Source organism: Psychrobacter okhotskensis (assembly GCF_013248965.1).
GTDB classification, from domain to species: Bacteria; Pseudomonadota; Gammaproteobacteria; order Pseudomonadales; family Moraxellaceae; genus Psychrobacter; species Psychrobacter okhotskensis.
The window spans coordinates 22,661-34,884 of the sequence record NZ_JABRVQ010000011.1 but is presented as its reverse complement, the minus strand read 5'-3'; the positions used below and the strand labels follow the sequence as shown (position 1 = coordinate 34,884).

Genomic DNA, 12,224 nt, shown 5'->3' with positions numbered 1-12,224 from the left:
TCCACTCGTTAATAGAACTAAGCTACTGCTGTATCAAAAATTATATTTCTCTAAAGTTTCTTTAAATATTTAATAAATCCCAACCCGCCAAAATAGGACTTAAAAACATTATGCCAAAACGTACCGACATAAAAAGCATTCTTATCATTGGCGCAGGCCCTATCGTCATCGGTCAAGCGTGTGAGTTTGACTATTCAGGCGCGCAGGCGTGTAAAGCGCTAAAAGAAGAAGGCTACCGCGTCATTTTGGTCAACTCAAACCCTGCGACCATCATGACCGATCCTACCATGGCGGATGCGACGTATATCGAGCCAATTACTTGGCAGACGGTTGAGCAAATCATTGCCAAAGAACGTCCTGATGCTATCTTGCCAACGATGGGCGGACAGACTGCACTAAACTGTGCGCTAGAATTAGATAAGCATGGCGTACTGACCAAATACAACTGTGAGCTGATTGGCGCGACCAAAGATTCAATCGAGATGGCAGAAGACCGCGAGCTGTTTGACCAAGCCATGAAGCGTATTGGCCTTGAGTGCCCACGTGCTGAAACGGCTGAGACCATGGAAGAGGCCTTTGCTACTCAAGAAAAAATGGGCTACCCCTGTATCATTCGTCCGTCATTCACCATGGGCGGCTCAGGTGGCGGTATCGCTTATAACCGCGACGAGTTTATCGAAATCTGTGAGCGCGGCTTTGACTTGTCACCGAACCATCAATTGCTGATTGATGAATCTTTAATTGGTTGGAAAGAATATGAGATGGAAGTGGTTCGTGACAAAAACGACAACTGCATCATCATCTGTGCCATCGAAAACTTTGATCCAATGGGCGTGCATACCGGCGACTCAATCACCGTAGCTCCAGCACAAACGCTGACCGACAAAGAATACCAAATCATGCGTAATGCTTCATTAGCAGTACTGCGTGAGATTGGTGTAGAAACGGGCGGCTCAAACGTCCAGTTCGGTATCAACCCTGATACTGGTCGTATGGTCGTCATCGAGATGAACCCACGTGTATCACGTTCGTCTGCCCTAGCCTCAAAAGCCACTGGTTTCCCGATTGCCAAAATCGCAGCAAAACTGGCTATTGGTTATACGCTAGACGAATTGCAAAACGACATCACGGGTGGCAAAACGCCAGCCAGCTTTGAGCCTGCGCTTGATTATGTTGTGACCAAGATACCTCGTTTTAACTTTGAGAAGTTCCCGCAAGCCGATAGTGTTTTATCAACGCAAATGAAGTCAGTCGGTGAGGTGATGGCGATCGGTCGTAACTTCCAAGAGTCGATGCAAAAAGCCTTACGCGGTATGGAAACTGGCAATGATGGTTTTGATGAGCAAATTGACTTATCAAAAGTAAGCATTGAAAAAGCGCGTAGCGAAATCATCAACCGTCTAACCATTCCAACACCTGAGCGTATCTACTACGTTGCAGATGCATTCCGCGTCGGTATGAGTGTCGATGAAGTGTTTAACTTTACCAAGATTGACCCATGGTTCTTGGTACAGATCGAAGATATCGTTAAAACAGAAGCCACCGTAAAATCACTTGGTTTTGGCGGCTTGAACGAGAAAAATTTACGTAGCTTTAAACGTAAAGGCTTATCAGATTTGCGCTTGGCTAAACTGCTTGGTATCTCACAGAAGCAGCTACGCAAAAAGCGCTGGGATCTAAACGTCTATCCAGTCTATAAGCGTGTAGATACCTGTGCAGCAGAGTTTGCTACTAGCACGGCTTATATGTACTCGACCTACGATAGCGAATGTGAAGCAAACCCAACAGACAAAAAGAAAATCATGGTTATCGGCGGTGGCCCTAACCGTATCGGCCAAGGTATTGAGTTTGACTACTGCTGTGTACATGCAGCGCTTGCCATGCGTGAAGATGGTTACGAGACCATCATGGTCAACTGTAACCCTGAAACGGTTTCAACCGATTATGACACTTCTGACCGTCTATACTTTGAGCCAATCACGTTAGAAGACGTGTTAGAGATCGTTCGTATCGAAAATCCAGATGGCGTGATTGTTCAGTTCGGTGGTCAAACACCATTGAAACTAGCCCGCGCTCTTGAGGCCTCTGGCGTCAAAATCATCGGTACCAGCCCTGATGCGATTGACCGCGCTGAAGACCGTGAACGCTTCCAGCATATGATTCAGCAATTAAACCTTGTGCAACCAACCAATGCATTGGCCACGAGCTTAGAAGATGGCTTGGTTAAAGCGAAAGACGTTGGTTACCCGCTGGTGGTACGCCCATCTTATGTGCTCGGTGGTCGCGCGATGGAGATTGTTTATAACGAAGACGAGCTAAGACATTACTTACGCACCGCGGTACAAGCTTCCAACGAAGCGCCAGTCTTACTTGACCGCTTCTTAGACGATGCCATTGAAGTCGATGTAGATTGTGTTAGCGACGGTACTGACGTTGTGATTGGCGGTATCATGCAGCATATCGAACAAGCGGGCGTCCACTCTGGTGACTCAGCATGTTCATTGCCGCCCTACTCACTATCTAAAGAATTATGCGATGTCATGCGCGCGCAAACCGTTGCGATGGCAAAAGAGCTGGGCGTTATTGGTTTGATGAACGTCCAGTTTGCGGTAAAAGGCGAAACCGTTTATATCTTGGAAGTAAACCCACGTGCAGCCCGTACAGTGCCTTTCGTCTCTAAATGTATTGGTACTTCACTAGCACAAATCGCGGCGCGCTGTATGGCTGGCACATCGCTTAAAGACCAAGGCTTTACTACTGAAATCGTTCCTGCATTCTTCGCGGTTAAAGAAGCAGTATTCCCCTTTGCTAAATTCCCTGGTGTTGACCCAATCTTGAGTCCTGAGATGAAATCAACCGGTGAAGTCATGGGCGTTGGTAAAACCTTTGGCGAAGCATTCTATAAAGCCGTCATCGGTAGTAATGAGCGCCTGCCCGGTCTACCTGTTGAGGGCGAAAGCAAAACGGTCTTTATCTCGGTACGTGATAGTGATAAAACACAAATCGCCCCTATCGCCCGTCAGCTAGCGGACTTTGGCTTTAACATCGTCGCCACTACTGGTACGCAAGAAGTCTTGGCTCAGAATGGTATCGAATGTAAGCAAATCAACAAAGTCACCGAAGGTCGCCCGCATATCGTTGACGCCTTGAAAAATGGCAAGATTGACCTTATTATCAATACTACTGAAGGCAAACAGGCACAAGAGGATTCATTCTCTATCCGCCGCAGCGCCTTACAAGGCAAAGTATTCTACGTCACCACCTTAGGGGCGGCAGATGCAGTGTGTAAATCTTATGCCATCGACTTACCGTTTGATGTATATAAATTACAAGATTTGCATGAGCAAGCAAAGACTATTGACGTGGCTGAATAATTTCAGTAGATTAAGCATAACCGTTAGGCTTCATCAAAGGCCTATTCGAGACTGATTAATTATTTTGACACGACAGCAGTGCTTAAAAACGATACCTTTAACAGGGTAGACTCAAAAAGCAACATGACAGACCCAAAAAGCATAGTGGCTAAACTGCGACTATGCTTTTTATTACGTAAGCTTAAATACGTATAGGTTTAAAATTAATGATTTATAAGTGACAACCAATTTACTTGTTAAGCACGCTTAACATCACCCTTTTATATTTCAAACCCATTACATTATAATAATAACGCCAACACCATCTCACTATTCACCAAGAGTAGGAGGTGGTGTGGTGTTATTGGTTTAAGGAAAAAATATGCAACGTTATCCCATGACTCCGCAAGGACACGCGGCTTTAGAAGCCGAACTAAAACAGTTAAAAAGTGTCGACCGTCCACGCATCACCGCTTCTATCGCTGAAGCTCGTGAACATGGCGACTTAAAAGAAAATGCTGAATATCATGCTGCTCGCGAACAGCAAGGTTTTTGTGAAGCGCGTATCCGTGATATCGAAGCCAAACTTGGCGGCGCGCAAGTGATTGATCCTGCAACATTACCAAAAGATGGTCGTGTGATATTCGGCGTGAGCGTCGTTATCGAAAACATGGACACCGGAGAAGAAAAACAATACAAAATCGTTGGTGATGATGAAGCGGACTTTAAAGCGGGTAAAATCTCAGTCAATTCACCGATCGCACGTGGTTTGATTGGTAAGTCTGAAGGCGATGAAGCACGTATTGAAACGCCAAAAGGCATGGTCGAATACGAAATCATGAAAGTGATTTACGATTAATTTTCCTGATTTGAGAAATATCTGGATAGAAAGCCTTTGATAGCAATTCTTTGATAAAGAAAAAGCTTTTGATAACAGAAGTATCTTAACGCGAATCAGCTGGCAATTCGCCTAGCAAATGAGCGTAGAAAGTAGTACACAACCTCATTATGAATAGAGCAGAAGTTACACAACGCTGCTTTTTTAGTCTGTTTGTTTTAGCGCATAATTTCTCGAGTATAGATGCTGAGCCTTGTGACTATTACAAGTGTCTCATTATAAACATTAGACATCAGTGCTTAGCAACTGACTAAAATAATGATGGAGAGATAGCGAACGTTGGCTATCATTAGTATCTTTACCCTCGTTATTTGACATGGTTTACATGCTCATTTGACGGGGGTTTTTCTTTTCTAGGTGTTGTTTTCTAAGCGTTATTTTTTACGCTTTGCTTTCTGCTACTACATTAGCGGCTTTATTTACTGTTATTTTAAAGGAATCTATTATGACCATACACATCGATATGCCAGCGTTACTGACTATAAATAAGAAGGCGTTTACCCAGCACAGCCTCATCAAAAAAAGCATGATAAGCACTGCTATTCCAACAATCTTAGCAGGCGCTTTATTGACGGTATCTACCGCACATGCTGCGCCTGAAATCGCCATCACTTCGTCTGCTGGTAGTAGCACTACCGTCGTTGAGCAGTATTCTGACGGTAAAACTGCGACCATTACAGCGACACCACACGGCATCACTATGCAAGACGGCATGCCTTATGCTGTGACTCAAGTAACTAACGTTCCTCGCTATACGGTTCGCCAAGTAGCCAGTAATGGTGCGAGCAATACGGTCGTCACCCAAAGCAGCACCACGGTTACGAGCGTACCTGTGACTAACCAGATGACCGATCAAACAAGCAAAGTTGATGTCATAGCTGTGCCGACGACTAGCGTGACGCAAGTATTGCCTGTGACGACGGCTACCCAATTGCCAGTCATCAATACACCAACGACCACCGTAGTAACGAGCCAACCTGCAACGACGCAAATTGTATCTACGTCTTTAGATGCTCTGCAACTGACCCCGACCTTTAGTACGCCTGACGTGGTGAATGCACAAACCAAAGTGATGAAAATATTAAAAAACAAAGATGGTCGCGAAGTGGCTGTACCTGCGAACCATATCGCACCTGGCGACATCATCGAATACCACACCACTTATACCAATACCACGGCACAACCCGTCACTGACATCAATGCCATGGTGTCACTGCCAAATGGCGTGCAATTGGTATCATTGAATAGCCCACTACCAACGCTTGCGACAACAGGCGGCGACAGTTATCAGGCTATCCAACAAGTTGGCAATACTGTAGTCATCACGGAAAATTACTCTGGACTCAAATGGAACTTGGTAGATCTTCCTGCTAACGCACCGCAAACGGTTGTTATACGTGCGAAGGTTCAGTAAAAGTTAGATTTGAAAGTTTATATTTGAAAATATTGTTATTTAATAAATCTTAAAATTAGTAAAAGGTCTTGCCGGCTAATTTCTTAGTCAGCAAGACCTTTTTGATGAGTGTACCTTATTCCTTAACAACCAACCTTTTGCTATAGTGCTATTAACTCAAAACAAATATCCGGTCATTATTTACATGTATAAATTTACTCCTTTCTATACATTGGTTTTTATTATTTATGGCTGTATTTTTAGCTCTATATCTTGGGCTGAAGCTGCCGAACCAAAATTTGACGCTAGATTTTATATGTCGAAAATTTGTACTGCCTATATGAGTAAAGACGGTCATGAATATTGCGATGATGGTTATATCCTTAAAAGCGAAACGTTAAATAATGGCGAAGTGATAGAAACTGTGCTTATGGATGACATGGGTGGCTACGGCTGGGACCATACTTCGCTCAAAAGAATCGATAAAGATACTTATCATGTCTATATCGGCTGTGGCAATCCGTGCGGTGCTAACATGCTATTTGGTCGTGGCGGCAAGGAGCAATACTTTGGCCGTTATTTCACCTTTGACCTAAACAGTCGGTGTAGCGTTAGATATAATAATGATAAACAATTATGGACGGCTAGCCGATTTTTTTCAGATAAAGAAATCGATTTTCCTTCGACCTATGACCCAGACGCTTTTGCAGCTTACCCCAAGTACAACGTCGAGTTTGATAAAAAAGGACGTCTCATTGTCAAAGAATACTTCTCAGAAGAAGTGGTTCAAACGTTGCCTAATCCCTACTCTCATAATTAAAAAAACTTCATAAATAGCACGACAACAGTTGTCGCATGAAATCAATATTTCTTCAATAATTACAGTGACTTACAAGACAGTTTGCTAAAATAATAGCCAATAAATGAATTGGTAATCTTATGGCCACCATCAATTATGAACGACTACAAGGCAAGCTCAATATTTTAGCGGATGCTGCTAAATATGATGTTTCTTGCTCATCCTCCGCTGGTACGCGCAAAAACCAAGGCGGTGGTCTGGGCGATGCTTCTGCAACTGGTATTTGTCACAGCTATACTGAAGATGGTCGCTGCGTCAGCTTGTTAAAAATCCTCTTAACCAATCACTGTATTTACGACTGTGCTTATTGTACGTCGCGCAAAAGCAATGACACCCCACGCGCTGCTTTTAGCGTCGAGGAAGTCGTTGATTTAACCATGCAGTTTTATCGTCGTAACTATATCGAAGGGCTGTTTCTCAGCTCAGGTATTTTTAAAAGTGGCGATTATACGATGGAGCGACTGGTTGAGGTCGCCAAGATATTGCGGACACGTGAACGCTTTAATGGCTATATCCATTTAAAGACCATTCCGGGTGCATCAAAAGAGTTGTTGTTAGAAGCTGGTCTTTATGCTGACCGCCTTAGTGTTAATATCGAGATTCCAACGATATCTGGCTTAGCTTTATTGGCACCAGAGAAGTCGCATGATGAATTAAAAGCACCAATGGAAACCGTTAAAACTGAAATTATTACGATAAAAGAGAGCCGTAAAACCCATAAGAAAGCACCAAAATTTGTGCCAGCAGGTCAAACCAGTCAAATGATTGTTGGCGCGAGTAACGAGACTGACTTGCAAGTAATTCAGCTATCGAGTCATTTTTATAAACAGTATGATTTAAAACGCGTTTACTACTCTGGCTATGTACCGATGTTGTCCGACAGCCGCTTGCCAGCGATTGGAACGCCCGTGCCGATGATACGTGAAAACCGCCTTTATCAAGCGGATTGGCTGATGCGTTTTTATGGTTTTGGCGCGCATGAAATCGTTGAACCTGACTCGCCGTTCTTAGATTTGGACTGTGATCCAAAGCTTGCTTGGGCAATCCGCCACCGTGAGCATTTCCCGGTCAATATTCAGACAGCGAGCTACGAGATGATTGTACGCATCCCAGGTATTGGTACCAAAACGGCCAAAAAGATAGTGAAAGCGCGCAAGTTTAATCAGTTAACGCTTTATCATCTAAAAAAGATGGGCGCAGCGGTTAACCGTGCCAAATACTTTATTGCAATAACGGGTAAGAATGAACATTTAGCGCATTTAACCCGTGATAACTTCCGCCAATATGTACTGGCGCAAACGCAGACCAAGTATAAAGATCAACGTAGTGGTCAATTGGCGCTATTTTAAAAACCATTTAGAACGAGTATTTAGAAAAACTGTCTTTAAAATCAGCCATAACATTTTTAGAGTTATCTTAGGATAGACAATGTCGATACTTGCTCAACACATAACGTATTCTGTCGGTCACTTAATGCCCAGTATTGTGCTTTATGAGCCAAGTTTTGAAGGTTGGCTGAGTGCCGTTTTTTATGTCTATGCTAATAAGTTACAGGACGATGCATCCTTACAGATAATTGCTGAGGATTGTTATGTACCGTCATTAATCTCACAAGCGACAAGTGTTGCCACTGATGAAGATAAAGCCGAACGGGTACTAACCAAGTTAAATAAGCTATTAGGTCGCTCGGGCATGCGTAACTTGCTTTGGGGGTTTTTATCTGAAAAAGACAACATCGGCACCACTTTATTTCAAGTGGTTAAATATGCCATTGACTACCCTAGCCGCCCTATTATGGAAGATTTGGGTAACCTAAATGTCTTGGAGCTGGTACAAACCGTCAAATCGGTCGGTCGTGAGAAGCATCGTATGGAAGCCTTTGTGCGCTTTGAGCATACCACTGACGACATTTACTTTGCCCGCGTTGAGCCTGACTTTAATGTTTTGCCATTGATTGGTGAGCATTTTCGTCAGCGCTACCAAGACCAACACTGGGCGATTTATGATTTGACTCGTAATTATGGTATTTATTATGACAAAAGCCAAAGCACGCCCAAACGCCCCGCTGCCCTGCAAACGATTACTGACCTTGATGATGCAGTACTGCGTAATCCTGCCAGCATTCATAGTCCTGATGAGCAGCGCTATCAAAGATTTTGGCAGGGTTACTTTACCAACGTCAATATCAAAGAGCGTAAAAACCCGCGTTTGCATAAGCAATATTTGCCGCAGCGCTATTGGAAATACCTAAGCGAAAAACAAGTACTGCCCAATGCTAAGCATCTGCAAAAACGTCGCTAAGGTAGTCATACGTTTTTGACCTAATAAGAGTGTCTATTACTTATTTGCTAAACGACTCAAAAACCAAACGCCTCTTTTACGCTTCATGGTTGAGTTTTTCGCGCTTTTAACTGACAATAGCAGTTTAATATTTTAACCGGTGACCCACGCTATTATGAAAGTTATGCGCTTACTGTCGTCTTTAAAGCATGATGAATCCGAGCGCGGTATTTTTCATCTTGGGCGCGCATTGGTCAAAAATGGCCATACCTCCATCATCGTCTCTAGCGCCGATGAAGATAATGATCTGGTCAAACGCCTCAAGCGTGATGGTAATAACTATCATCAGCTACACATGAATAAAAAGTCTTGGCTGTCGTTACTACAAGTCACGGCGCTGCGGCGTTTAATTGAAGAGTACGACCCTGACGTGATCCATGTGCACTCACGCACACCTGCATGGATACTGAATTTGGCATTGCGCCGCGCCCGCGTCAAGCGGATACCAAAGCTAGTGTCAACCATGTACGGTTTTTATCCGATCAATAAGTACTCTCAAGCCCTACTCGATGTCGATACCATCATTACCGTCTCCGATAGTGTGACCAATTATCTAAAAAAAGGCCTACGCCGAGAAGATGCCGACCCTAAAGTCATCAAACGCATCTACCGTGGTATCGATACACGCCGCTATCCTTATCGTCATAATCCGTCTGTTTATTGGCTACGGCACACTTTTGCTGAGTATCCTGAGCTTGAGCATAAAAAATGGCTGGTATTTCCAACTATTATTGGCAACGAATATGGTCAGGAATGGCTGATTGATATTTTGGGCAACTTGCAAGAGCAGTTCCCTAACATCCACGTCATTATCATGGATGATGATTATAGAGATGGTGACGTCGCGCACGAAGACTTTCGTCAGCGCACCAATACCTTGGGACTTGCTGAGCGCATCACTTACGTCGGCAGCAAACGCAATGATATGCGTGAATGGTTGTCGGCGGCCAATATTGTTATGGCGCTTGCCAATGAGCCCGAATCAATTGGTATCAATGCGCTGCAAGCCATTCATTTAGGCACGCCCGTTATTGGTTGGGATCAGGCCGCATTTAGTGAAATTCTACAGCCGCTCTACCCGCAAGGCTTGGTAAAAAAATACAATGCCAATGCCTTGTGTAAAGCGGTTAGGAACCAGCTAGAAAGCGTAACGCGTCCAGAGATGACCAATCAATTTACCATGCGCGAGATGATCGAAGAAACGCTTGCCGTCTATCAAGGCTTATATGATCAATCGCTAGTAGAAGAGCAAGCGGCAGCTGATGCGGCAGCGGTACGAAGAATTAAAAAGAGCCTAAAGAAGTCTGCTAAGCTTACCCTTGCACCCACGCACAAAAATACTGGGTCGATTTATATCAAGCCTGAGCGTATTAATACCAATGGCAAGGTAAAGCTACTCAAAAAAGAGGATAAAACGGGTCATATAGCAAAGTCTACTGAGGAAGACCTCAAACTCTAAATAAACCTCCAAATTCATTGTACAAAACCTCATCGAATGACGCCAACAGCCTTCTGTTTATCCTTTATTATCGTCAAATATAGAAACCTCTCCTGATACGCAGTGCTATTTCATTACCTAAACTCGACATATTTTGTCCCCCTTCTATAGCAAATCCTTAACCTGTCATTATTCCTTCATTATTTGCCAATACAATGATATTTCTGGTATTTTAATGACTATATACCTTGAAAAACCCTTTGCGTGTCATCAGGTAGTGGGAGTAAGAAAGACATGGTTCTAGGCGGCGGCCACATTATTATTACTCAACCTCAGCCGTCAAGTAATAACACTACAATGACAGCGCTATTAAAATGCTAGAGTCATTGTAGATGTTTTGGCACTCTTTTTACGAATCTGAAAACTATAAAATGACTGACAACCATAAGAACAATCCACGCGCTTTATGATAAAAAATAGAGTAATTTGCCACACAATCAAAAATGGATCTTAATCCAAGGACATTTTAAACTAAAGGACATAACTATGAGCGAATATCAAGTTAGCAACCCATCTACAGGTGAAATTGAAGCCACTTATCCTACAGCGACTGAGCAAGATATCCAGAATGCCATTGAGCAAGCGGATAATGCGTATCAGGACTGGCAAAAAACGTCGCTTAGCGAACGTAGTGTTATATTAAATAAAGTCGCTGACCTCTATATTGAGCGCCAAGACGAGCTAGCACGTATCGTTGCCAACGAAATGGGCAAGCCTGTCGCACAAGCCAAAGGTGAAATCCAGCTAGTTGCCGAAATTTATCGTTATTACGCAGACAACGCAGCGCAGCTATTAGCACCAAATAAGATTGATGTTGCAGAAGGTTCAGCCTCGGTAGAAAAACTACCAGTTGGTGTGTTACTTGGCATCATGCCATGGAACTATCCACATTATCAGGTAGCACGTTTTGTCGCACCGAACTTTATGGCAGGTAATACGGTCATTCTAAAACATGCACCGCAATGCCCTAATACGGCAGAAGTCATCGCTGAGATGCTGACAGAAGCAGGCTTGCCTAATGGCGTGTATAACAATGTTTTTGCTACTAACGATCAAGCAGCAACGATTATTGAAGACACTAGAGTTCAAGGTATTTCTTTGACAGGCTCTGAACGTGCAGGACAAGCGGTTGCAAAAATAGCAGGCGGCGCACTTAAAAAAGTCGTTTTAGAACTTGGCGGCTCTGATGCCTTTATCGTTGCAGCAGATGCTGACATCGAACAAGCCGTACAAGGTGCGATCACAGGTCGTTTCGGTAATACTGGCCAGGCTTGTAATGCTGCTAAGCGTTTAATTATCGTCGAAAGCGTTTATGACCAGTTTGTTAAAGGCTTTACTGACGCCGTACGTGGCATGAGCCTAGCTGATCCACAAAGTGAAGATACTTTCATTGGTCCGATGTCTTCGAAGGCCGCAGCAACCAACTTGCAAGAGCAGTTAGACAATGCTGTTAAAGCTGGTGCAACCGTTCTAGTCGAAGGCGGCATAGTCAAAGACAAGCCCGGTGCTTGGTTTGCACCTGCTGTATTGACAGACGTCAATGATTCAATGGATGTTTATAGTCAAGAGTTGTTCGGTCCTGTCGCCGTTATCTACAAAGCGGATGACATTGCACATGCTATCAAAATTGCTAATGATGTGCCTTTTGGTTTGGGTGCTTCTATCCAAACTCAAGATGCCGCATTGGCAGCAGAGATTGCTGAGCAATTAGAAGTGGGTATGGTAACTATTAATGCTCCTTCTGGTACCGAAGCCAACACTCCATTCGGTGGCGTTAAACGCTCAGGATTTGGTCGCGAGCTAGGTACTCTTGGTATTACAGAATTTCTAAACTACAAGTTGATCCGCGATAAATCGTAATCAATAGCGTATTTTTTAGATAA

8 protein-coding genes are annotated in these 12,224 nt (G+C 43.7%); all 8 read left to right on the top strand.

Annotated elements, in window-relative coordinates; all coding sequences use genetic code 11:
• The first annotated feature begins 110 nt into the window (after nucleotides 1-110).
• The 8 genes from carB (at nucleotide 111) to HQR03_RS07105 (ending at nucleotide 12,201) form a co-directional block, all read left to right on the top strand.
• On the top strand, nucleotides 111-3,374 hold the full coding sequence (carB, locus tag HQR03_RS07140) for a carbamoyl-phosphate synthase large subunit (protein WP_173239691.1): 3,264 nt from the start codon (nucleotides 111-113) through the stop codon (nucleotides 3,372-3,374).
• A gap of 361 nt (nucleotides 3,375-3,735) precedes the next feature.
• Nucleotides 3,736-4,212, top strand: coding sequence for a transcription elongation factor GreA (greA, locus tag HQR03_RS07135; protein WP_173239690.1), 477 nt, complete (start codon nucleotides 3,736-3,738; stop codon nucleotides 4,210-4,212).
• 484 nt (nucleotides 4,213-4,696) lie between these two features.
• Nucleotides 4,697-5,665, top strand: a complete 969-nt coding sequence (locus HQR03_RS07130) for a hypothetical protein (protein ID WP_244951998.1) — start codon at nucleotides 4,697-4,699, stop codon at nucleotides 5,663-5,665.
• Nucleotides 5,666-5,960: 295 nt separating this feature from the next.
• Nucleotides 5,961-6,464: a hypothetical protein gene (locus HQR03_RS07125; protein ID WP_217271559.1), complete on the top strand. Its 504-nt coding sequence runs from the start codon at nucleotides 5,961-5,963 to the stop codon at nucleotides 6,462-6,464.
• 119 nt (nucleotides 6,465-6,583) lie between these two features.
• Nucleotides 6,584-7,852, top strand: a complete 1,269-nt coding sequence (locus HQR03_RS07120; protein ID WP_173239688.1) for a putative DNA modification/repair radical SAM protein — start codon at nucleotides 6,584-6,586, stop codon at nucleotides 7,850-7,852.
• A gap of 79 nt (nucleotides 7,853-7,931) precedes the next feature.
• Entirely contained in the window at nucleotides 7,932-8,804 is an 873-nt protein-coding gene (locus tag HQR03_RS07115; protein WP_173239687.1) for a TIGR03915 family putative DNA repair protein, read from the top strand.
• A 154-nt stretch (nucleotides 8,805-8,958) separates the two neighbouring features.
• The gene (locus HQR03_RS07110; RefSeq protein WP_173239686.1) at nucleotides 8,959-10,302 is read left to right on the top strand and encodes a glycosyltransferase; all 1,344 of its coding nucleotides are present in this window, start codon (nucleotides 8,959-8,961) and stop codon (nucleotides 10,300-10,302) included.
• A gap of 525 nt (nucleotides 10,303-10,827) precedes the next feature.
• Nucleotides 10,828-12,201, top strand: a complete 1,374-nt coding sequence (locus HQR03_RS07105; protein ID WP_025651051.1) for an NAD-dependent succinate-semialdehyde dehydrogenase — start codon at nucleotides 10,828-10,830, stop codon at nucleotides 12,199-12,201.
• The last annotated feature ends 23 nt before the right edge of the window (nucleotides 12,202-12,224 follow it).

Excerpts from the sequence above, each read along its gene's own strand:
- greA (WP_173239690.1), top strand. The coding sequence starts at position 3,736 with ATGCAACGTTATCCCATGACTCCGCAAGGACACGCGGCTTTAGAAGCC.
- HQR03_RS07130 (WP_244951998.1), top strand. The coding sequence starts at position 4,697 with ATGACCATACACATCGATATGCCAGCGTTACTGACTATAAATAAGAAG.
- HQR03_RS07115 (WP_173239687.1), top strand. The coding sequence starts at position 7,932 with ATGTCGATACTTGCTCAACACATAACGTATTCTGTCGGTCACTTAATG.
- HQR03_RS07110 (WP_173239686.1), top strand. The coding sequence starts at position 8,959 with ATGAAAGTTATGCGCTTACTGTCGTCTTTAAAGCATGATGAATCCGAG.
- HQR03_RS07125 (WP_217271559.1), top strand. The coding sequence starts at position 5,961 with ATGTCGAAAATTTGTACTGCCTATATGAGTAAAGACGGTCATGAATAT.
- HQR03_RS07105 (WP_025651051.1), top strand. The coding sequence starts at position 10,828 with ATGAGCGAATATCAAGTTAGCAACCCATCTACAGGTGAAATTGAAGCC.
- carB (WP_173239691.1), top strand. The coding sequence starts at position 111 with ATGCCAAAACGTACCGACATAAAAAGCATTCTTATCATTGGCGCAGGC.
- HQR03_RS07120 (WP_173239688.1), top strand. The coding sequence starts at position 6,584 with ATGGCCACCATCAATTATGAACGACTACAAGGCAAGCTCAATATTTTA.